Here is a 20659-nt window from a genome sequence, read left to right on the forward strand (position 1 = left end):
CGACCTTACGTTGGCCTGGAATCTAACAGTCCTGCTCCGGCGTCGATGATCTCAGCCTTCGCCCCGAGCCGGACCGAAATGCACCGACCTGTTCATTTTGCGCTCCGCCAACTCCGGTTAGCTAACAGGCCGATAACTGAACGCATCTCTCCGTGTCCGGTCCCTTGACACCCCCGCGCGGACCGACGACTCTTCAACACATCACCTGTGGGAGCGCTCCCACGGTACCTGACACATACACATCCCGCACGTTCCCCGCCCGAGCCGCAGCGAGAACAACGGGCGCCACCAATGCAGTTGGCCGGGGGGTCGGCACGTCAGGCAACAGGAGGACGCAATGCGCACGAGTACCCGCCGGTCCCGCCGGCTGATGGCCCTCGCCGCCGTCGCCGCGCTGACTACGGGGCTGCTGGCCGGCTGTGCCAGTGACTCGGACGACGGCTCGTCGGACTCGAACAACGGTGGTGGAAACGCCAACGGCAAGACCACCCTGACCATAGGCACCTTCGGCGTCTTCGGCTACAAGCAGGCCGGCCTCTACGACGAGTACATGAAGCTCCACCCGGACATCTCCATCAAGGAGAACGTCACCACCCGTACCGACGTGTACTGGCCGAAGACCCTCACCCGCCTCCAGGCCGGCTCCGGCACCGACGACATCCAGGCGATCGAGGTCGGCAACGTCACCGAGGCCGTCGAGACCCAGGCCGACAAGTTCGTCGACCTCGGCAAGGAGGTCGACAAGTCCCAGTGGCTGGACTGGAAGCTCGCCCAGGCCACCACCAAGGACGGCAAGACCATCGGGCTCGGTACGGACATCGGCCCGATGGCGATCTGCTACCGCAAGGACCTGTTCGAGAAGGCCGGCCTGGAGACCGACCGCGCCAAGCTCGCCGCGCAGTGGAAGGGCGACTGGGCCAAGTACGTCGACCTCGGCAAGCAGTACATGAAGAAGGCGCCGAGCGGCACCAAGTTCGTGGACTCCGCCTCCTCGGTCTACAACGCGGCGCTCGGCGGCGAGAGCGAGCGGTACTACGACAAGGACGGCAGCGTCATCTGGGACAAGTCCTCGGGCGTGAAGAAGTCCTGGGACGCCGCGATGACGGTGGCGACCAGCGACATGTCGGCGAAGCTGAAGCAGTTCGACCCGACATGGGACCAGGGCTTCGCCAAGGGTTCGTTCGCGACGGTGGCCTGCCCCGCCTGGATGATGGGCTACATCCAGGAGAAGTCCGGTGACGCCGGCAAGGGCAAGTGGGACGTGGCGGCCGCGCCGACCGCGGCCAACTGGGGTGGTTCGTTCATCGGCGTGCCGACGGCGGGCAAGCACCAGAAGGAGGCCATCGCCCTGGCCAAGTGGCTGACCGCGCCCGAGCAGCAGGCGAAGGTCTTCGCCAAGCAGGCGAGCTTCCCGTCGACCCCGGCGGCGTACGACAGCCTGCAGCCGGCGGCCGCGACGACCTCGTACTTCTCGGACGCGCCGATCACGCAGATCTTCGCCGACTCGGCGAAGACCATCCCCGTCCAGACGTTCGGCACCAAGGACCAGCCGATCGGCACCGCGATCACCGACGTGGGCATCCTCCAGGTCGAGCAGAAGGGCAAGTCTCCCGAGCAGGGCTGGAACGCGGCCAAGGCGGAGATCAAGGACGTGCTCGGCCAGTGACCAGCTCCAAGGAGGCTCTCTCGCACCCCGCGACGAGCGCCGACGCCGCGCCCGGCTCCCAGCCGGGCGCGGCCCGGGGCGCTCAGGGTCGCGGTACGCCGCCGCCGGGCCCGAATTCCTGGCGCAGCCGGCTGTACCGCTGGGACATGAAGGCGTCTCCGTACGCGTTCGTCGCCCCCTTCTTCATCGTCTTCGGGGCCTTCGGGCTCGTGCCGCTGCTGTACACGGCCTGGTACTCGCTGCACAACGTGCAGCTGTCGGGCCTGGATCACCAGACCTGGGCCGGGCTGGACAACTACAAGAACCTGTTGTCCTCGGAGTTCTTCTGGAACGCCCTGGAGAACACCTTCACCATCGGTGTGATCTCCACGGTGCCGCAGTTGCTCATGGCGATCGGTATCGCCCACCTGCTCAACTACCGGCTGCGCGGCTCGACCGTGTGGCGGGTCGTGATGCTCACCCCGTACGCCACCTCGGTGGCGGCGGCCACGCTCGTCTTCACGCTGCTGTACTCGTGGGACGGCGGGATGATCAACTGGCTGCTGCACTTCGTCGGGGTCGACCCGATCAACTGGCGCGAGTCCGACTGGGGCGGCCAGTTCGCCGTCTCGTCGATCGTGATCTGGCGGTGGACCGGCTACAACGCGCTGATCTACCTCGCGGCGATGCAGGCGATCCCCACCGACCTCTACGAGTCGGCGGCCCTGGACGGCGCGGGCCGCTGGCAGCAGTTCCGCCACGTGACGATCCCCATGCTGCGGCCCACGATCCTGTTCACGGTGGTCGTGTCGACGATCGGCGCGACGCAGCTGTTCGGTGAGCCGCTCCTGTTCGGCGGGGTCAGCGGCTCGAAGGGCGGCTCCGCGCACCAGTACCAGACGCTCGGCCTCTACATGTACGACCAGGGCTGGGGCATCGGCAACCTCGGCAAGGCGTCGGCGATCGCATGGACGATGTTCCTGATCCTGCTGATCGTCGCCGCGATCAACCTGCTGGTCACCCGACGGCTGAGGAAATCCCAATGACCACCACTGAACTGACTGTCCCCAAGACGGGAGCGAAGGGGACCCCGGACGGCCGGGGTACCGGACGCCGCCGGGTGCTCGGCGCGGGCAAGCAGCTGCACGCGGGTCCGGTCACCTATGTCGTGCTGACCGTCTTCGCGCTGGTCTCGCTCGCTCCGCTGGTCTGGACGGCCGTCGCCGCCTCGCGCAACAACGCGCGGCTGGCGCAGACACCGCCGCCGCTGTGGTTCGGCGGGAACCTGTTCAAGAACCTCCAGACCGCGTGGGACCAGGCCGGGCTCGGCACCGCGATGGTCAACTCCACGATCGTCGCCGGGACCATCACCGTCGGTACGGTCGTCTTCTCCACGCTCGCCGGGTTCGCCTTCGCCAAGCTGCGGTTCAGGTTCTCCGGCCTTCTGCTGCTGCTGACCATCGGCACGATGATGATCCCGCCGCAGCTGGCCGTCGTGCCGCTGTATCTGTGGATGAGCGACCTGGGCTGGTCGAACCAGCTGCAGACGGTCATCCTGCCCACCCTGGTCAGTGCCTTCGGTACGTTCTTCATGCGGCAGTACCTGGTGCAGGCGCTGCCCACCGAGCTGATCGAGGCGGCGCGGGTCGACGGCGCCAGCAGTTTGCGGGTCGTGTGGCACGTCGTCTTCCCGGCGGCGCGGCCGGCCATGGCGGTGCTCGGCCTGCTGACGTTCGTGATGGCCTGGAACGACTTCCTGTGGCCGATCATCGCGCTCAACCAGCAGAACCCGACGGTGCAGGTCGCCCTGAACTCGCTGGGCACCGGCTACATCCCCGACCAGGCCGTGATCATGGCGGGTGCCCTGCTCGGCACGCTGCCACTGCTGATCGCCTTCCTGTTGTTCGGCAAGCAGATCGTGGGCGGGATCATGCAGGGCGCGATCAAGGGCTGACGCCCCCGCCCTCCTCCGGGGGCCGGGCCACCGCCGCCCCGGCCCCTCCTCCCCTCCCTCGTCTCCTCTGTCTCCTCTTTCTCCCTCCCTCCCTTCCTCCTTCTTCCTTCCGTCGGTTGCCCCGACCTCCCATGGGAGCGCTTCCATGTCTGAGTCCGTTACGCCCGAGACCTTCCCGTCCGCCTTCCTCTGGGGTGCCGCGACCTCCGCGTACCAGATCGAGGGGGCGGTGCGGGAGGGCGGCCGCACCCCCTCGATCTGGGACACCTTCAGCCATACGCCCGGCAGGACAGCCGGCGGCGAGACCGGTGACATCGCTGTCGACCACTACCACCGCTTCCCCGAGGACGTGGCGCTCATGGCCGACCTCGGTCTGAACGCCTACCGCTTCTCGATCTCCTGGTCACGGGTGCAGCCGACCGGCCGGGGCCCGGCGGTCCAGGTCGGCCTGGACTTCTACCGCCGTCTGGTCGACGACCTGCTCGCCCACGGCATCAAGCCGGCCGTCACCCTCTACCACTGGGACCTGCCGCAGGAACTGGAGGACGCGGGCGGCTGGCCGGAGCGCGACACGGCGCTGCGCTTCGCCGAGTACGCGCGGATCGTCGGCGAGGCGCTCGGCGACCGCGTGGAGCAGTGGATCACCCTCAACGAGCCCTGGTGCAGCGCCTTCCTCGGCTACGGCTCCGGCGTGCACGCCCCCGGCCGCACGGACCCGGAAGCCTCCCTGCGGGCCGCGCACCACCTGAACCTGGCACACGGCCTGGGAACGACCGCACTCCGTTCGGTGATGCCGGCCCGCAACTCGGTCGCGATCAGCCTCAACTCCTCGGTGGTCCGCCCCCTCACCCAGGACCCGGCGGACCTGGCCGCGGCCCGCCGCATCGACGACCTCGCCAACGGCGTCTTCCACGGGCCGATCCTGCACGGCGCGTACCCGCAGACCCTGCTGGCGGCGACATCGTCGATCACGGACTGGTCCTACGTCCTCGACGGCGACCTGCGCGCCATCCACCAGCCCCTGGACGCGCTGGGCCTCAACTACTACACGCCCACGCTGGTGTCGGCGGCCCAGCCGACGGGCCAGGGCGCGCGGGCGGACGGGCACGGCGCGAGCGACCACTCCCCGTGGCCGGGCGCCGAGGACGTCGACTTCCACCAGACCCCGGGCGAGCGCACGGAGATGGGCTGGACGATCGACCCGACGGGCCTGCACGACCTGATCATGCGGTACACGCGGGAGGCCCCGGGCCTGCCCCTGTACGTGACGGAGAACGGCGCGGCCTACGACGACAAGCCCGACCCGGACGGCCGCGTCCACGACCCCGAGCGCGTCGCCTACCTGCACGGCCATCTCTCGGCCGTCCGGCGCGCCATCACCGACGGCGCGGACGTCCGCGGCTACTACCTGTGGTCCCTGCTGGACAACTTCGAGTGGGCCTACGGCTACGGCAAGCGGTTCGGCGCGGTCTACGTGGACTACTCGACCCTGGCCCGTACGCCGAAGTCGAGTGCCCGCTGGTACGGGGAGGCGGCCCGGACGGGGGCACTGCCCAGCGTCGAGTCCGCCTCCTGACCGGCCGGACGCGGCCCGTCGTGGGGGCGGCCGACGTCCGACCGAGGGGCGCGGTCCGCCGTGGGGGCGGACCGCGCCCTGCTGTGCGCGCATCGGTGGAACGTGTGACCGGCTGCGGGTGGAACGCATGACCGGCTGCCGGTGGAACGCGTGACTAGTTGTACGTCCCGAACGCCTTGGAGAACGCGAACCGGTCCTGGGTGATCGAGCTGCAGGTGGCGTCCGCGGTGGGCCTGGTGCCGCCGTCGCACTGCTTGTCACGGGTGGCGGACCACATGGACAGCCGGCCCAGGCCCTTGGACTTGGCGAAGTTCACCAGCTGGGTGGCGTCGTCGACCTTGAAGATCTCGGACGCGACGTCGTTGACGCCGATCATCGGGGTGACGGCGACCGCCTTCCAGGCCGCGCTGTCGGAGAGGCCCAGCACGCTCTTGATCTGGGCCTGGGTTGCGGTGGCGGCCTGCTCGGCGTAGGTGCCCATGTCGCCGCTGTAGGAGGGGCCGTAGTCCATCGCCATGATGTTGACGGTGTTGATCTTCACGCCGTTGGACTTGGCGTCGGACAGGAGGTTGACGCCGTCCTGGGTCAGGCCTTCGGGCATCACCGGGAGGGTGAAGGAGACGTCCAGGCCCGGGTGCTGGGCCTGGAGCTCGGCGATGGCCCGGGCGCGACGGGTGTTGGCCGCCGTGTCGGGCAGCGCGCCGCCCTCGACATCGAAGTCGACCTTGGTGAGCTTGTAGGCGTCCACGGCCTTGCCGTACGCCGCCGCCAGCGCGTCCGCCGAGGCGCAGGTCGTGGCCAGTTCGGAGCCGGACGCGCCGCCGAAGGAGACGCGGACGTCACCGCCCTTGGCGCGCAGCGCGCCGATCTGCGCGGCGACCCCGTCACTCGCCAGGTCCGTGACACCGCCCCACTTCGGGGTGCAGCCGCCGCCGTCGGTGACGAAGGCGAGGCTGTAGTCCTTGACGCCGGTCGCGGCGGCGCTCGCGAGCAGGTCGAAGGCCGGGTAGAGGGAGGTGTCGACGTACGGGGCGAAGCCTGCGGCCGCCGTCGTGCCGGTGCCTGTTCCGGTGCCCGTGCCCGTGCTCTGGGACGGGGACGGGGACGGGGGCGACGTGGCCGTCCGGGTGGGAGTGGGGGTGGCCGACGGGGTGGGGGTCGCCGACCGGGTCGGACGGCCGCTCGGCTCCGGGGTCGCGCCGTCGTCCGTGGAGCACTTCGCGCCGTCCACGAGACAACCGGTCGGGTCGCCCGCGCCGTTGACGACGAAGCCGACGGTGGTCGACTCGCCGACCGCCAGTCCGTCCGTGTCCCACTTCGGCGGCTTCACGGTGACGTGTATGCCCTTGACGCTCGACTCGCCGTTCCAGAGGGAGCTGAGCGTGGCGCCGGAGGGCAGGTCGAACTCCAGGGTCCAGTCCTTCTCCGCCTGACCGCTGGTGTTCGTGACGACGTACTGCGCGGTGTAACCCGTCGACCAGTCACTGGTCCTGGTGTACGCGGCGCCGATGCCGGCCGCCTGCGCGGTGCCGGTGAGGACGAGCGCGCCACCGCCGACCACGGCCGCGGCGACCAGTCCGCCGATCGCCTTGTTCCTGCCACTGATCCTGCGCCGGTGCGTGCTCATCACGTGCCTGCCTTCACTGCTCACGGGGGGACTCCCAGACCTGGGACGCGGCAGCACGCTAGCGATCCGGAATCGGACAAGCCGGTTCATCCGGACGGCTGTTGAGGATCTTAGGGTGCGCTTAAGGAAGGGATCGGGGACGGTTAAAGGCAGAGACCGATTCAGCGCACCCCGGCCCCGCGTCTCCGCCGCCGTACGGTGCCGCGATGCCCCCTGCGCACCGGCTCGCGCCCGTCCAGCTGGATCCAGATCCGCACCTCCGTGCCGCCGAGCACGGACGAGCCGATGCGTACGTCCCCGCCCGTCGACTCCGCGAGCCGTCGCACGATGTCCAGGCCGAGCCCGGTCGAGCCGTCGCTGCCCGAGCCCCGCCCGCGTGCCATCGCCGCCGCCGGGTCCGGGATCCCCGGGCCCGCGTCCGACACCAGCACGATCACCGCGTCCTCGCCGTTGTGCACGTCGACCGCGAAGGCCGTGCCCTCGGGGGTGTGCCGGAAGACGTTGCCGAGCAGGGCGTCGAGCGCTGCGGCCAGGTCGGAGCGGGCCACGGGTATGCGCACCGGGCGGTCGACGCCGGCCACCCGCACCTTGCGGCCCTCGTCCTCCGCGAGCGCCGACCAGAAGGCCATCCGCTCCCGCACCACCTCGCCCGCGTCGCACCCGGCCCCCGGCCCGGCCGCCGCGGTCTGCGGCTTGGCCTCGCGGGCCGTGCGGATGATGGTGTCGACCTCGCGCTCCAGCTGGGCGACCGCGGCCCGGGTCTGCTCGGCGGCCGGCCCGTCACCGAGCGAGGCGGCGTTGAGCCGCAGCACCGTCAGGGGTGTGCGCAGCCGGTGGGACAGATCGGCCGCCAGCTCCCGCTCGTTGGCGAGCAGTTGGACGACCTGGTCGGCCATGGAGTTGAACGCCACCGCCGCCAGCCGCAGTTCGGTCGGCCCCTCCTCCGGCACCCGCGCGCCCAGCTGTCCCTCCCCCAGTTCGTGCGCGCTCTCCACGAGCCGCTGCGCGGGCTGCACCATCCGCACCCCCAGGCGGTCGGCGACCGCCACCGAGCCGACGACCAGCGCGGCGCCGACCGCGGCGAGCACCGCCCAGGCGGTGCCGACCCCGTTGCTGACCTCGGACTCGGGGACGTACACCTCGACGACGGCCATCGCGCCGGAGCTGAGCGCGACCGGTTGGAGCAGGGTGGAGCCGCCGGGCACCTCGGTGGTGGAGGCGCGCCCCAGCTTCCGTACGGTCGCGATGTCCTCGTCGGCGGCGCGCTGTCGTCCCAGGTCGACGGCCGCCTTGCCGTCGACCTCGGGTATGTGCACGGCCATCCCGGCGTCGGAGCCCGCGGAGGCGACGACGCGCTCCAGCTGGTCACGGTCCGTGGTGATGGACAGGGCGGGGACGATCGCCGCGGCCTCCCGCTCCGCGTTGGAGAAGGCACGGTCCCGGGCCATCTCCTTGATGACGAGCCCGAGCGGCACCGCGAAGGCGACCACGACCATCGCGGTGACCGCCAGACACACCCTGACCAGCGCCCACCTCATCGGACCCGCTCCGCGTCCGCGCCGGGCGGCTCCAGCTTCACGCCGACGCCCCGCAGGGTGTGCAGATAGCGCGGCCGCGCCGCCGTCTCGCCCAGCTTCCGGCGCAGCCAGGAGAGATGGACGTCGATGGTCTGGTCGTCGCCGTACGACTGCTGCCAGACCTCGGCGAGCAGCTCCCTGCGGGGGACGACGACACCGGGCCGCCCGGCCAGGAAGGCGAGCAGGTCGAACTCACGGCGGGTGAGGTCGAGCCGTACGCCGTCCAGTTCGGCCTGGCGGCGCAGCGGGTCGACGGTCAGGCCGCCGACGCGCAGGACGGTGGACGGCGCGGGCTCGCCGCCCGCGGCCCGGGACCGGCGCAGGACCGCGGCCATCCGTGCCGAGAGGTGCTCGACCGAGAACGGCTTGGTGAGGTAGTCGTCCGCTCCGGCGTTCAACAGCCGGACGATCTCCGTCTCGTCGTCCCGGGCGGTGGCGATGATCACGGGGACGTCCGTGATCCCGCGCAGCATCTTCAGGGCCTCGGACCCGTCGAGATCGGGCAGGCCGAGGTCCAGAACGACGACGTCGAAGCGGAAATGGGCGACCTCGCGCAGCGCCTCCAGCGCGGTGCCGACGCTGCGCACGATGTGTGCGGCGTCGGTCAGGTGCCGGATGAGCGCCGAGCGTACGAACTGGTCGTCCTCGACCACGAGCACACTTGCCATGCGCCGCACCGTACGCCATGGGCGCCGCACCGTCCGGCGCCTGTGGATAACTCCGAGCATGTGCGAACCGTGGGACGTGTGAGGCAGTATGGCCCGCGATGCGCAGAGCACTCGTACACGTACTGGCCTGGTCGCTCGCCACGGGCGCGGCGGTCACGCTGTCGTGGTGGGGTGTCCACACGGTGATGACGGGAACGGCCTACGACCCGCCGCGCGCGCTGCCCATCACGGCGGCCGACGCGACCACGCAGGAGTCGAAGCCACTGGCCTCGTCGACCCGTCGGCCGACCCCTTCGAAGACCCGGTCGGCCGAGTCGAAGACCCCCACGCCGACCCCCTCGAAGTCGGCACCGACCGCGAGCCCCAGCGCGTCCCCCACCCCCTCGGCCACGGCCACGGGCCGGGTCAAGAGCTACGACACCGACGGCGGCCGCGCGGTCTTCGACATCGGCGAGACCTCCGCGACGCTCGTGTCGGCGACGCCCGGCTCCGGCTGGTCGATGCAGGTGTGGACGACGGAGAGCTGGATCCGGGTGGAGTTCAGCTCGGGCGCGGACCGGGTGTCGGTGTTCTGCACCTGGCACGACGGCCCGCCCCGGGTGGAGGTCGGCACGTACTGAGCCACCGGACCGGGCGTCAGGACGGCTCCTGGACGGCTATCGGGACGGTCCTGGACAGGTATCGGGACGGGTCCTAACGGAAGACGGACGGCGGTGGGGCCGGTGAGGCCACCGCCGCCGCGTCCGTGACCGGGACGGCCCCGCCGGTGAAGTCGGCGAGCGTCCGGCCGTGTTCGACCCGCCCCGGGTGCGGGTCCGAGGCGGCGCGGCGGGTCAGTTCGGTGACCGGCAGCGGGAGGTCGCAGGCGACGAGCACCGCGTTGCCGAAGCGCTTGCCGCGCAGCACCGTCGGATCGGCGACGAGGGCGAGTCCCGCGAACCGGGCGGCGACGGTGGCGATCTGGCCGCGCAGATGGGCGAGCGGCGGGCCGTCGGCGAGGTTGGCGGCGTAGAGCCCGCCGGGCTTCAGCGCCCGGCGTACCTCGTCGAGGAACTCGGTCGAGGTCAGGTGGGCGGGGGTGCGGGCTCCGCTGAACACATCGGCGATGACGAGGTCGGCCCAGCCGTCCGGCACCTTGGCGAGCCCGTCCCGGGCGTCCGTGGACCGGACCCGTATCCGCGCGTTCTGCTCCAACGGCAGTTTTCGGCGCACCAGTTGGACAAGGGCCGCGTCCCGCTCGACGACCTGCTGGGTGGAACGGGGGCGGGTGGCGGCGACGTAGCGGGCGAGCGTGAGGGCGCCGCCGCCGAGATGGACGGCGTGGACGGGCTTGCCGGGCGGGGCGGCCAGGTCGATGACGTGGCCGAGGCGGCGCTGGTACTCGAAGGAGAGGTACGAGGGGTCGTCGAGGTCGACGTGCGACTGCGGGGCGCCGTCGATCAGCAGTGTCCAGGCCCGCGCCCGGTCCCGGTCGGGTATCAGCTCGGCGAGCCCGCCGTCGACGGCCTCGACGACGGCGTCGTCGGCGTCCGGCCGGCGCCGGGGGTTCCTGGACTTTCCCATGGGGTCATTGTCGCAAGCCCCTGGTACTCGTGCCGCTCAGCGGCAGCTGTCCGCCGCCTCGATGAGCCGGGCCGCCTCGCCCAGCGCCCGGCGCAGCACCGCCGGGTCGGTCGCGAGGTCCGCCTCGCCGGGCGGGAGCAGCCAGTCCGAGCCCTCGACCGGCGGCTCCGGGTGGAGCCTGAGTCCTCGCCCGTCGGTCTCCGTGCACGTGCTGCCGGGGACGTCCCACGCGGCCGCGGTCCCCGACGGCACGAGGAAGCCGAGGGTGTCGCACCCGTCGTCGTGCAGTACGGGTCCCACCGCGTCCCCGGCCCCACGCCGCAGGATGTCGACCGCCTCCAGCCCCTGCCGGGCCGACACCGTGACGAGGTCGCACACCGCGGCCCCGGTCGGCGGCACCGCACACTCCGCACACTCCGGGGCCGACGGGCGCCCCACCGTCGTCGGCGGCGTACGAGGATCGACGCTCCGGCTGGTCTCCATCCCGGCCTCCACCACAGAACCCACTTGCAGTCCGTGCGGTTCAACGCGTCGCGGCGTCAAGGGCTACGGCGGAAGTCCGCCGCAAAGGATGGCAGTTCATGGCAGATCGTGGATGAGATATCCGGTTTGTAGCTAAACCCTGCGTGGTGGGCCGACCACAGCAGGTACGTTCTTGCCCGCCGGAAACAGGGTGTCACACGGACAACTCGCCCCGATTCCGGCATGGTTCGTCGGTTCGCACGAGAGGACCCGGCCATGGCGTCGTCAACGGTGCCCTTGCCCCAGCCCAACCGGCCCACACGGCCCAACCTCGCCTTCCGGCGGCTGCGCGGACAGCGCTCGCCGGCCGAGTTCGCCGCGCTGGTACGGCGGGCCGCTCGCGAGATCGGCGAGCAGGTCAGCTGCGACGCGCGCTACATCGGCCGGGTGGAGGCGGGCGAGATCCGCTGCCCCAACTACGCGTACGAACGGGTGTTCCTGCACATGTACCCCGGGCGCACGCTCACCGACCTCGGCTTCGCGCCCCGCTCGTCCGTGCGCGGACGAGGCGCGCGCCCGGACGAGGAAGCGCCCCCGGTTCACGCCATGAGCCCGGCGCATGCCACGAGTGCGACGCACGGGGCGAGTGAGACGGACGAGGCGTACGAGCCGTATGAGACGCAGGACACGCACGATCCGCAGGACCCGTACGAAACGCACCACGACCACGAGGAGAGCGACGTGCTGCGTCGCGCATTCATGACCGGCGGGGGCGCCACCATGGCCGCCGTCTCGCTGGCCCCCCTGGGCCTCGCCCACGACGCCGCGGCGGCGGGCCGCCCGTCCCCGCGCGTCGGCGTTCGCGAGGCGAGCGCCCTGGAAGACGCGGTCCGCCGCATCCGGCTGCTGGACGACCGGCACGGCGCCGACGGCCTCTACCGGCGCGCGGCGGCCCCGCTGCGCACCGCGTACGCGCTGCTGGACGCCAACACGACCCGGCAGACGACCGCCGAGCGACTGCACTCGGGCGCCGGTGAACTGGCCATCTCCGTGGGCTGGCTGGCCCATGACTCGGGCCGCTACGACGACGCCCGCTCGCACTACGCGGAGGCGCTCGCCACCGCCCGGGTGACCGGCGACCCCGCGCTGGAGGCCCACGCCTTCTGCAACACGGCCTTCCTCGCCCGCGACGCGGGCCGCCCCCGGGAGGCGGTCCGGGCGGCCCAGGCGGCGCAGCGCGTGGCACGCCCGCTGGGCTCCGCACGCCTGATGTCGCTGCTCGCGCTGCGCGAGGCGGGCGGCTGGGCGGGTCTCGCCGACCGCACCGGCTGCGAACAGGCACTGGTGCGGGCCCAGGCCCTCTACGACCGGGGCCCCTGCGAAGCCGACCCCGAGTGGATGAGCTTCTACGGAGAGGCCGAGCTGGAGGGCCTGGAGGCACAGTGCTGGTCCACCCTGGGCGACTGGCAGCGGGCGGCCCGGCACGCCGCGCGGGCGGCGCACCTCCAGGACCCGCACTTCACCCGGAACATCGCCCTCTACACGGCCGAGCTCGCGGACGACCTGGCCCGCGGCGGCCGCCCCGACGAGGCGGCGACGGCGGGGATGCGGGTGCTGGACCTCCTGGACGAGGTCCAGTCGTCACGCATCCAGACGATGCTGGCGGCCACGGCCCGGGTCCTGCTCCCGCACCGACGGGCCTCGGGAGTCTCGACATTCCTGGACCGGCACGCGTCGCTCCCGCGGAAGGCGTGACCGCCGTCACCACTGACCGTCGTGCCGCCGAGGGCGGCACCCCGCGAGCGCCGGGCCGCGCGACCCGCCCCCGGCCACAGCACCGCAGCGCCGCGGAACACATCCCGCGGTACACACCCCAGCCGCAGCACCGGGCCGTGCGCCCCTGCCTCGGACCGGGTACGAGCTAGTGCCGTGGCAGGCAACGTTGGCCCCGTCGCGACGCCCGGCACGCCCTCTCGCCGCACCGGCCGAAAGCCCACGTACGACCAGTACGAGGACTTCCGGCCGGCACGCCGGGAGCACGCACCGGACGCCGCTCCTGCACGGGCGAACGTCGCCTGCCACGGCACCAGGTCGTGTTCCGAAAGTCCCGTCCGGCCCGCGACGCCTGGCACGGCCCCCCGCCGCGTCGTCGGGATCGCCCGCGTACGCCCGGTACGCGGACGCCCCTCCGCCTTGCGACGCACCGCACCGGACGCCGCGGACCCCGCCCTCCGGGCGGACGACGCCACTTCCGAACACGCCCTAGGCGGCCGCCAGGTGCCCCAGGTCGTTCCAGGCCTCGATCGCCGGCTCCCCGTAGGCCCACCCCAGCACCGACAGCGACGTCGGATTCAGCCGTATCCGCGCCGCGAACCCGATCGGCAGCCCCAGCCACCGGGCACCGATCGACCGCAGCACGTGCCCGTGGGCGAACACCAGCACGTCCCGGTCCTCCGCCCGCGCCCAGGCGACCACCTCGTCCGCCCGCGCGCTCACCTCGGCGAGACTCTCGCCCTCGGGCACACCGTCCCGCCAGATCAGCCAGCCCGGCCGCACGGCCTGGATCTCGGCCGGGGTCATGCCCTCGTACGCTCCGTAGTCCCACTCCATGAGCGTGTCCCAGGCACGCGCGCGCTCACCGAAACCGGCCAGCTCGCACGTCTCACGCGCGCGTACGAGCGGACTGGTGCGCACCTCGACACCGGGCAGCCCGTCGAACGGCGCCCGGTGCAGCCGCTCGCCCAGGAGCTTCGCGCCGCGCCGGCCCTCTTCGAGCAGGGGCACGTCGGTCCTGCCGGTGTGCTTGCCGGACAGCGACCACTCCGTCTGTCCGTGCCGGGCCAGCAGGATGCGCGGTGCCATGAGGGACCTTTCCGGGAGAAATCTTCGAACGGGACCCCTCCATCATCGCTCACCCCGGGCAGGGGCAACCCGGGGGGCGATCTCTGCGTCTTTGAGGGCCGGGGGCGCCCGGAGCGGGTGCGCACATACGCCGTAAAGTGTCACGACCGCGCCAGCAGGCGTCGCAGGGACGAAGAAGGGGGAGGACGATCGGATGTCGCAGACCGAGACACCTCGCATCGAAACGGCCCCTCGGACCCGGCTGCGCTGGTGGACCGAGCTGCCGCTGATCCTGCTGGTGTACGCCTGCTACTCCGCCGGCCGCCTCCTCGCGCGCGGCGACGTCTCCAGTGCCGTCGACCACGGTGTGACGATCCTGCGCATCGAGAAGATCCTGCACCTCAACGCCGAGCACCCGCTCAACCGGCTGTTCACCCGTGAGGCGTGGATCGGGGTGCCGGCGGACTTCTGGTACGCGTCGCTGCACTACCTGGTCACGCCCGTGCTCCTGGTCTGGCTGTTCCGCTCCCGCGCGGTGCACTACCGGGCGGCCCGCACCTGGCTGATGACCTCCACCTTCCTCGGTCTGATCGGCTTCACCCTGCTGCCCACCTGCCCGCCCCGGCTGCTGTCGGCGGGCCACGGCTTCGTGGACACCATGGCCCAGTACAGCTCGTACGGCTGGTGGGGCGGCGACGCGAGCGCGCCGCGCGGCCTGGGCGGCATGACGAACCAGTACGCGGCGATGCCGAGCCTGCACGTGGGCTGGGCGCTGTGGTGCGGGGTCATGCTCTGGCGGTTCGGCGGCACCCGCGCGACGAAGGCCGCCGGAATCGTCTACCCGCTGTTCACCACGATCGTCGTGATGGGCACCGCCAACCACTACTTCCTCGACGCGGTCGCGGGCGCCGCCGTGATGGGCGCCGGACTGCTGCTGGCACCACTGGTGACGCGGGCCGCGGACCGGTTCCGGGCCCGCTTCGAGGCACAGCGCGGGGCACCTGTCCCGTCCGGCTCGACGGCCTCCGCCGACGCAGGTTCCTCGATTGTCAGTGCCGGATGCCAGACTTCCGCGGGTGAGCGATTTCCACGGCAGCGCGATGCGCGGTTCGGGCCCGGAGCCGAGCCGGGTGCCTCCCCCTCGGACGCCGGGGAGGGCACTCCGGCAGCGGCTCGCTGAGCTGCGCGGTCCGGACGTACCGGCCAAGGCGCTGGACGCGCGCGCCCTCGCGGCGCTCGCCGCCAACCCCGGGTGCAAGCGGCGCGCGATCCTCGACGGCGCCGGGGTGAACAAGGCGGCGCTGGCGGGCGCGCTGGGCTCGCCCTCGGTCTTCGGGCAGTCGCAGTTCGCCTTCACCCGCGGCAACGCGTTCGAGGCACGGGTCAAGGCGGACGGCGGCGCGGAGCTGCTGCGGCTGGCGCACGAGCGGCTGGACCGGTCGGCCGAGCCGCCCGAGCGGGCCCACACCCCCGACCTCGCGGCGAGCGGACCGGAAGGCCGCACGGCGCGTACGGCACTGGCGCTGCGCGAGGCCGCCGAGGCCCCCGGCACCTGGACGCTGCTCGACCACCCCATGCTGGCGCTGGACGTGGCGGGCTCCCCGGCCTTCCTGGAACCGGACGCGGTGGTCGTGCACCCGGACGGCAGCTGGACGGTCGTGGAGATCAAGTCCTTCCCGATGCTCGACGGTTCGGCGGACCCGGCGAAGGTCGGCGCGGCCGCGCGGCAGGCCGCGGTGTACGTGCTGGCGCTGGAGGAGGTGGCCGCCCGGCTCGACCCGGCTCCACGGGTGCGCCACCGCGTCCTGCTGGTGTGTCCGAAGGACTTCTCGAACCTGCCCACCGCCTCGGCCGTCGACGTGCGCAAGCAGCGCGCGGTCACCAGCCGCCAGCTGGCCCGGCTCACCCGCGTCCAGGACATCGCCGACGCCCTCCCCGAGGGCACCTGCTTCTCTCCCGAGCTGCCCGCCGAGGAACTCACGGCCGCCGTCGAGTCGGTCCCCGCCGTGTACGCGCCGGAGTGCCTGGCCGCCTGCGAGCTGGCGTTCCACTGCCGCGACCGCTCGCGCGCGGAGGGCGCGGTGACCTCGCTGGGCCGCTCGGTGCGGGCCGACCTGGGCTCTCTGTCGACCGTCGAGGACGTCCTCGCGGCGGCCCGCGGCGAGGCCGGTGACCCGCGGGATCCGGCGGTGGCGGCGCTGCGCAGGGCGGCCCGGCTGCGCGCCGAGGCTCTGGGCCGGGAGGCGGCACCTTGTCGCTGATCTCCACCCTCGCCCGGCTGGAGGCCGTCTCCACCGGCCGCGCCCAGCCCACCGCCACCGTCCGGCACCGGCATCTGTCGCAACGGCCGCTGGTCCTCGTGCCGCTCGTCACCGCCGGTGAGGCCGGTGCCCCGCTCGGCGCGCTGGTCGGCACCGACCGGGACGCGCCACGCCTGCTCGTGGTGGCGCAGCCGCGCGACCGCGATCTGCGGTTCGCGTTCCTGGCCGAACTGGCCGACGTCGTCCTGCCGTACGTCGACGCGTACGCGGACGTCGTCGAGGCCGCCGAGCGCAACGAGACCGACCCGGAGACGGGCAAGCGGGTCAAGGTCGAGGTCGAGCTGTGCGCGGACGCGCCCCAGCTGATCGTGCCGAGCCGCGCGGGCATCGACCTCGTACGACTGCTGGGGCGCTCGACGCGCTTCCGCCGCACCGCCGAGCAGGATCCGGAGACCCCGCATCCGGCGCCGCCGCGGGTACCGCTGCTGGGGCGCTGGCTGACCCATTTCGGCGAGCGGTCCCGGGTGCCCGGCTCCGCGCTGCTGCTGGCCCTGACCGAGGTACTGGGCCGGCACTGGGCGACCGGCCAGTCCAGCCTGGAGGACCAGCACCTGGGCGCGCTGCTCGCCTGGATCGACCCGCCGGAGGGTGTCTCCGGCGCCGAGGCCGCGCTGCGCGCCGAGCTCGCGCGGGACAGCGGCGGGCAGTTGGTGTGCCCGCCCGCGGGCCCGGCGACCGACCCGGCGTTCGACAACAAACTGCTCGCGCCCGCGATCGAGCGCTACGACCGGGCGCGTACCGCCCTCGCGGCCGCCGAGGACGGGCTGGAGGCGGACGACCGGCTCGGTGAAGTGACCACCGCCGAGCGCGAGATCCGCACCCTGGTCGACAGCCGCACCCGGCCCACCTGGGAGAAGGTGTGGGACGGCCTGGAACTGCTGCGCACGCTGCCCGAGGGGGCGCACGTCGAGGAGCGGTGGACACGCGACCGCTGGTCGTTCACCGCCCACCGCGACCGCGTCCTGGCCGGTGAGCCCCCGCAGCCGCGCCGCGACGACGCGGTGACCGCGGCCAACAAGCTCGCCTCGCGCGAGCGGGAACAGGCCCGGCTGGAGGCCCAGGAGGCGCTCGACGACCCGCTGGTGATGGCGGGCAGGCGGCTGGCCGGGGAGGCGTTCGCGGGCGAGGTCACGGACGTCGTCATGGCGTACAGCGAGGGCAAGCGGCCCAGTCCGCGCCCGCTGGTGACCGTCCGCACCGACGACCGCCCGCACCTGGGCGAACGGGTCAAGGTGCACCGCTCGCTGGGCGGGAAGCCGCAGGCGGCGGAGTTCGTCGGGTACGAGGGCGAGGGGCTGCTCGTGCTGCGGGTGGTCGACAAGATGGGCCGCGGCAAGGAACCCGAGGCCGGATCCGTGCCCGAGAAGGGGGATCCGGTCTGCTTCACGCTCTTCGAGCACGAGCAGCGCGGCGGCGCGAAGCTGCCCGACCCGGAGAACACGCCGTGGACGCACGGCGGACCGCCCGGCGAGACGGCCACCCTGCCGGAGGCCGCCGACCCCGTGACCGAGGAGGACGTGCTGTGACCGTCGAGGCCGCCTTCGACCCTGGTGCCGCGGCGGCGCGGGCCACCGACTCGATCCTCCGCGACACCCTGCACGGCACGCACCGCGGAGTCGTCGTGGACTCCCCGCCCGGCGCCGGGAAGTCCACGCTCGTGGTGCGCGCCGCGCTGGAGCTCGCCGAAGCCGGGCGCCCGTTGATGGTCGTCGCGCAGACCAACGCCCAGGTCGACGACCTCGTCGCGCGGCTCGCCGAGAAGAACGCGGAGCTGCCGGTCGGCCGGCTGCACAGCAGCGACGCCGACCCGTACGACAAGGCGCTGGACGACCTGCCGAACGTCCGCAAGTCGGCGAAGGCGGCGGATCTCACCGGCCTCCCGGTGGTCGTCTCCACCGCGGCCAAGTGGGCCCACGTCAAGGTCGACGAGCCGTGGCGGCACGCGATCGTCGACGAGGCCTACCAGATGCGCTCCGACGCGCTGCTCGCCGTGGCCGGACTGTTCGAGCGGGCGCTGTTCGTGGGCGACCCCGGGCAGCTGGACCCCTTCGCGATGGTCGGCAGCGAGCAGTGGGCGGGGCTGTCGTACGACCCCTCGGCCTCCGCCGTGACGACCCTGCTGGCCCACAACCCGGAGCTGCCGCAGCACCGCCTGCCGGTTTCGTGGCGGCTGCCGGCCTCGGCGGCGCCCCTGGTCTCGGACGCGTTCTACCCGTACACCCCCTTCCGCAGCGGCACGGGTCACGACGACCGCCGGCTCGCGTTCGCCGTCCCGTCGGACGGCTCGGGCCCGGACCGGGTGATCGACGAGGCCGCGCTCTCGGGCTGGGGACTGCTCGAACTGCCCGCCCGGCACACACCCCGCACGGACCCGGAGGCGGTGCGCGCGCTGGCCACGGTCGTACGGCGGCTGCTGGACCGCGGGGGCGCGGCGACGTCGGAACGCTCGCCCGACGCCGCTCCCCTCACGGCCGACCGTATCGCCGTCGGCACGGCGCACCGGGACCAGGCCGCGGCGGTCCGGGCCGCGCTGGCCGACCTGGGCGTCGCGGACGTCACCGTGGACACGGCGAACCGGCTCCAGGGCAGGGAGTTCGACGTCACGGTGGTCCTGCACCCGCTCTCCGGCCGCCCCGACGCCACCGCCTTCCACCTGGAGACGGGCCGCCTGTGCGTCCTCGCCTCGCGTCACCGGCACGCGTGCATCGTGGTGTGCCGGGCGGGGGTGAGCGACCTCCTGGACGACTACCCGTCGACGGAACCGGTCCAGCTGGGCACGCTGGTGAAGTTCCCGGACGGCTGGGAGGCGAACCACGCGGTCCTGGCCCGGCTGAGCGAGCACCGGGTGAGCTGGCGACCGTGAGCGGGCGGCCTCGGATGCACGGCAGGGTGGCCCGGCGGCCGTGAGCGCGTCGGGAGCGCCCGGTCACCTGGCGGCCGTGAGCGCCTCGGGAGCACCCGCTCACCTGGCGGCCGTGCGCGGACTGCGGGAACATCGTGCGGTCCCGCGGGCTTGAGAGTGCGGGGCGGTGACGCCTGTCCGGTGTGCCCTTGCGCCCCGGGGAGAGAATGGAGGGTGGACTTCCTGACAGGGGGTGCCACCGACAACCGTACGAGGAGGAGAAGACATGGCGGAGCCCACGCCGCGTCGCACCGAACCGCGGCTACGCCCCGCGCCCCTGCTCTTCGAGCCCACGGAAGTGGCGACCGACCCGGAGCACTTCTTCGACCTGGAGTCGATCGACGATCCGGCGGCGCTGCTGGCCCGGGCCACGGAGCTGACCCTCGCGTTCCGGGCGGCCACCGACCGGGCGGTGGAGTTCCAGGCGATCGCCGCCGCTCAGCTCGCCGATCCGCGCCGGTTCGACCGGCTCACGGCCGCGGACATCGCCGAGCGGGCCGAGTGGACCGAGGACTACGCGAAGAAGATGGTCGAGTTCGGCCGGGACCTGATGCGGGGCGGCACCGAGGGCCGGGGACACGTCGACCCGGTCTGAGCGGCGCGGGCGGACCACCTCCACGGCATATGCCAGGCGGGCAAGATACCCCCTCCCGTCCCTCCCTGTCCCGGTTTCCCGCAACCCTCGGGAATCACTCGCTCACGCCCGGTAGATGTAGGTGGCATGAGCAGCACACAGGATGAGCCGTTCCCCGGCCGCGACCGCTCCGATGTCTCGGGAGTCACCGCGGACGGCGCCGACTGGCTGGCCTCCGCCGGAACGTATCCGCGCAGCACCCTCGCACTGTGGCACGAGCGGCCGGACGCCCCGGTCGTCCTGCCCTGCGGCTCCGTCTTCGACGTGGTCAGCGCCCCCGCGATCTTCGGTCGCCGGATGCTCGACCGGCTGTGGGACGAAGGGCCGGGCTCGGGGCCGGTGGCCGCGTTCCGGGGGCGGATGCTGCTGTTCGCGGCGCCCGGCACGGCCCAGCGGCTGCCCTCCCTGATGGAGTGGGAGGAGTGGGGGGCCCACGGCCGCCCGGACGGCCGTACGGGGTCCGTGCCGCCGCTGCTGTGCCACGGCGGCGGCGACGCGGTGACCGTGCCGGCCCTCGCCCCCGTGACAGGCGCCACGACCACGTCCGCCGCCCGCTGGCTCGTCGCCCCCGACACCCGGCACCCATGGCTGCCGGGCCCCGAGATCCTGCTCTGGGCGGCCGTCCGCGCGGCCCGCTCGGCGGTGCGGATATCGATTTTTCCTCCCGCCGATCAGGATGCTAAGGTCTACGACGTCAGCAGGCGCCGCTAGCTCAGTTGGTTAGAGCAGCTGACTCTTAATCAGCGGGTCCGGGGTTCGAGTCCCTGGCGGCGCACCATGATGATGGCGACGGGGTTCGCGGTTTCCGCGAACCCCGTCGTCGTATGCCCGCCTGTCCGTGTGCCCGTCTGTCCGTGTGCCCGTCTGCGCACGGCGCGGAACGGGGACG

18 protein-coding genes and 1 tRNA gene are annotated in these 20659 nt (G+C 72.6%); 13 read left to right on the plus strand and 6 right to left on the minus strand.

Annotated elements, in window-relative coordinates; all coding sequences use genetic code 11:
* Positions 1–337 precede the first annotated feature (337 nt).
* The 4 genes from ACFV0T_RS05905 to ACFV0T_RS05920 all read left to right on the plus strand — a co-directional run bounded on the left by ACFV0T_RS05905 (position 338) and on the right by ACFV0T_RS05920 (position 5175).
* The gene (locus ACFV0T_RS05905; protein WP_385774875.1) at positions 338–1666 is read left to right on the plus strand and encodes an ABC transporter substrate-binding protein; all 1329 of its coding nucleotides are present in this window, start codon (positions 338–340) and stop codon (positions 1664–1666) included.
* Positions 1663–2691, plus strand: coding sequence for a carbohydrate ABC transporter permease (locus ACFV0T_RS05910; RefSeq protein ID WP_385774877.1), 1029 nt, complete (start codon positions 1663–1665; stop codon positions 2689–2691). Before ACFV0T_RS05905 ends, ACFV0T_RS05910 begins: the two co-directional genes overlap by 4 nt.
* Positions 2688–3599, plus strand: a complete 912-nt coding sequence (locus tag ACFV0T_RS05915) for a carbohydrate ABC transporter permease (RefSeq protein ID WP_385774879.1) — start codon at positions 2688–2690, stop codon at positions 3597–3599. The genes ACFV0T_RS05910 and ACFV0T_RS05915 overlap by 4 nt, the downstream gene beginning before the upstream one ends.
* 145 nt (positions 3600–3744) lie before the next feature.
* On the plus strand, positions 3745–5175 hold the full coding sequence (locus ACFV0T_RS05920; protein ID WP_385774881.1) for a GH1 family beta-glucosidase: 1431 nt from the start codon (positions 3745–3747) through the stop codon (positions 5173–5175).
* Positions 5176–5329: 154 nt separating this feature from the next.
* Here the strand turns inward: ACFV0T_RS05920 and ACFV0T_RS05925 are convergent, their stop codons facing one another.
* The 3 genes from ACFV0T_RS05925 to ACFV0T_RS05935 form a co-directional block, all read right to left on the minus strand.
* Positions 5330–6802 carry a cellulose binding domain-containing protein gene (locus ACFV0T_RS05925; protein WP_385775107.1) on the minus strand — a complete coding sequence of 491 codons (1473 nt, stop codon included), beginning with the start codon at positions 6800–6802 and terminating at the stop codon, positions 5330–5332.
* Between the two features lie 161 nt (positions 6803–6963).
* A complete protein-coding gene (locus tag ACFV0T_RS05930) occupies positions 6964–8340 on the minus strand; it encodes an ATP-binding protein (protein WP_385774883.1) in 1377 nt (458 codons plus the stop codon).
* A complete protein-coding gene (locus ACFV0T_RS05935) occupies positions 8337–9047 on the minus strand; it encodes a response regulator transcription factor (protein ID WP_385774885.1) in 711 nt (236 codons plus the stop codon). Before ACFV0T_RS05935 ends, ACFV0T_RS05930 begins: the two co-directional genes overlap by 4 nt.
* Positions 9048–9145: 98 nt before the next feature.
* Here ACFV0T_RS05935 and ACFV0T_RS05940 point away from each other — a divergent pair, with 98 nt between their 5' ends.
* Positions 9146–9667, plus strand: coding sequence for a hypothetical protein (locus ACFV0T_RS05940; protein ID WP_385774887.1), 522 nt, complete (start codon positions 9146–9148; stop codon positions 9665–9667).
* Positions 9668–9740: 73 nt separating this feature from the next.
* Here the strand turns inward: ACFV0T_RS05940 and ACFV0T_RS05945 are convergent, their stop codons facing one another.
* A complete protein-coding gene (locus tag ACFV0T_RS05945; RefSeq protein WP_385774889.1) occupies positions 9741–10610 on the minus strand; it encodes a spermidine synthase in 870 nt (289 codons plus the stop codon).
* A 36-nt stretch (positions 10611–10646) separates the two neighbouring features.
* The gene (locus ACFV0T_RS05950; protein WP_385774891.1) at positions 10647–11093 is read right to left on the minus strand and encodes a hypothetical protein; all 447 of its coding nucleotides are present in this window, start codon (positions 11091–11093) and stop codon (positions 10647–10649) included.
* 255 nt (positions 11094–11348) lie between these two features.
* On the opposite strand from ACFV0T_RS05950, the gene ACFV0T_RS05955 reads away from it, so the two are divergent.
* On the plus strand, positions 11349–12827 hold the full coding sequence (locus ACFV0T_RS05955; protein ID WP_385774893.1) for a hypothetical protein: 1479 nt from the start codon (positions 11349–11351) through the stop codon (positions 12825–12827).
* Between the two features lie 507 nt (positions 12828–13334).
* Here ACFV0T_RS05955 and ACFV0T_RS05960 read toward each other — a convergent pair.
* Positions 13335–13934: a histidine phosphatase family protein gene (locus ACFV0T_RS05960; RefSeq protein ID WP_385774895.1), complete on the minus strand. Its 600-nt coding sequence runs from the start codon at positions 13932–13934 to the stop codon at positions 13335–13337.
* Between the two features lie 193 nt (positions 13935–14127).
* On the opposite strand from ACFV0T_RS05960, the gene ACFV0T_RS05965 reads away from it, so the two are divergent.
* The 7 genes from ACFV0T_RS05965 to ACFV0T_RS05995 all read left to right on the plus strand — a co-directional run bounded on the left by ACFV0T_RS05965 (position 14128) and on the right by ACFV0T_RS05995 (position 20548).
* Positions 14128–15093: a phosphatase PAP2 family protein gene (locus tag ACFV0T_RS05965; protein ID WP_385774897.1), complete on the plus strand. Its 966-nt coding sequence runs from the start codon at positions 14128–14130 to the stop codon at positions 15091–15093.
* On the plus strand, positions 15044–16174 hold the full coding sequence (locus tag ACFV0T_RS05970) for a hypothetical protein (protein WP_385775109.1): 1131 nt from the start codon (positions 15044–15046) through the stop codon (positions 16172–16174). The genes ACFV0T_RS05965 and ACFV0T_RS05970 overlap by 50 nt, the downstream gene beginning before the upstream one ends.
* Entirely contained in the window at positions 16165–17760 is a 1596-nt protein-coding gene (locus tag ACFV0T_RS05975; protein ID WP_385774899.1) for a hypothetical protein, read from the plus strand. The genes ACFV0T_RS05970 and ACFV0T_RS05975 overlap by 10 nt, the downstream gene beginning before the upstream one ends.
* Positions 17757–19097 (plus strand): AAA domain-containing protein, encoded by a 1341-nt coding sequence (locus ACFV0T_RS05980; protein WP_385774901.1) that lies wholly within the window; start codon positions 17757–17759, stop codon positions 19095–19097. Before ACFV0T_RS05975 ends, ACFV0T_RS05980 begins: the two co-directional genes overlap by 4 nt.
* Before the next feature lie 265 nt (positions 19098–19362).
* Complete coding sequence (locus ACFV0T_RS05985; protein WP_385774903.1) at positions 19363–19731, plus strand: hypothetical protein; 369 nt, start codon at positions 19363–19365, stop codon at positions 19729–19731.
* A 126-nt stretch (positions 19732–19857) separates the two neighbouring features.
* Positions 19858–20481: a bifunctional DNA primase/polymerase gene (locus tag ACFV0T_RS05990; RefSeq protein WP_385774905.1), complete on the plus strand. Its 624-nt coding sequence runs from the start codon at positions 19858–19860 to the stop codon at positions 20479–20481.
* Positions 20472–20548: transfer RNA gene (locus ACFV0T_RS05995), tRNA-Lys, on the plus strand. The genes ACFV0T_RS05990 and ACFV0T_RS05995 overlap by 10 nt, the downstream gene beginning before the upstream one ends.
* Positions 20549–20659 lie beyond the last annotated feature (111 nt).

It is taken from the genome of Streptomyces sp. NPDC059582, assembly GCF_042735715.1.
In the GTDB taxonomy this organism is placed as follows: Bacteria; Actinomycetota; Actinomycetes; order Streptomycetales; family Streptomycetaceae; genus Streptomyces.

Excerpts from the sequence above, each read along its gene's own strand:
- ACFV0T_RS05905 (WP_385774875.1), top strand. The coding sequence starts at position 338 with ATGCGCACGAGTACCCGCCGGTCCCGCCGGCTGATGGCCCTCGCCGCC.
- ACFV0T_RS05915 (WP_385774879.1), top strand. The coding sequence starts at position 2,688 with ATGACCACCACTGAACTGACTGTCCCCAAGACGGGAGCGAAGGGGACC.
- ACFV0T_RS05920 (WP_385774881.1), top strand. The coding sequence starts at position 3,745 with ATGTCTGAGTCCGTTACGCCCGAGACCTTCCCGTCCGCCTTCCTCTGG.
- ACFV0T_RS05925 (WP_385775107.1), bottom strand. The coding sequence starts at position 6,802 with ATGAGCACGCACCGGCGCAGGATCAGTGGCAGGAACAAGGCGATCGGC.
- ACFV0T_RS05930 (WP_385774883.1), bottom strand. The coding sequence starts at position 8,340 with ATGAGGTGGGCGCTGGTCAGGGTGTGTCTGGCGGTCACCGCGATGGTC.
- ACFV0T_RS05935 (WP_385774885.1), bottom strand. The coding sequence starts at position 9,047 with ATGGCAAGTGTGCTCGTGGTCGAGGACGACCAGTTCGTACGCTCGGCG.
- ACFV0T_RS05940 (WP_385774887.1), top strand. The coding sequence starts at position 9,146 with ATGCGCAGAGCACTCGTACACGTACTGGCCTGGTCGCTCGCCACGGGC.
- ACFV0T_RS05945 (WP_385774889.1), bottom strand. The coding sequence starts at position 10,610 with ATGGGAAAGTCCAGGAACCCCCGGCGCCGGCCGGACGCCGACGACGCC.
- ACFV0T_RS05950 (WP_385774891.1), bottom strand. The coding sequence starts at position 11,093 with ATGGAGACCAGCCGGAGCGTCGATCCTCGTACGCCGCCGACGACGGTG.
- ACFV0T_RS05955 (WP_385774893.1), top strand. The coding sequence starts at position 11,349 with ATGGCGTCGTCAACGGTGCCCTTGCCCCAGCCCAACCGGCCCACACGG.
- ACFV0T_RS05960 (WP_385774895.1), bottom strand. The coding sequence starts at position 13,934 with ATGGCACCGCGCATCCTGCTGGCCCGGCACGGACAGACGGAGTGGTCG.
- ACFV0T_RS05965 (WP_385774897.1), top strand. The coding sequence starts at position 14,128 with ATGTCGCAGACCGAGACACCTCGCATCGAAACGGCCCCTCGGACCCGG.
- ACFV0T_RS05985 (WP_385774903.1), top strand. The coding sequence starts at position 19,363 with ATGGCGGAGCCCACGCCGCGTCGCACCGAACCGCGGCTACGCCCCGCG.
- ACFV0T_RS05990 (WP_385774905.1), top strand. The coding sequence starts at position 19,858 with ATGAGCAGCACACAGGATGAGCCGTTCCCCGGCCGCGACCGCTCCGAT.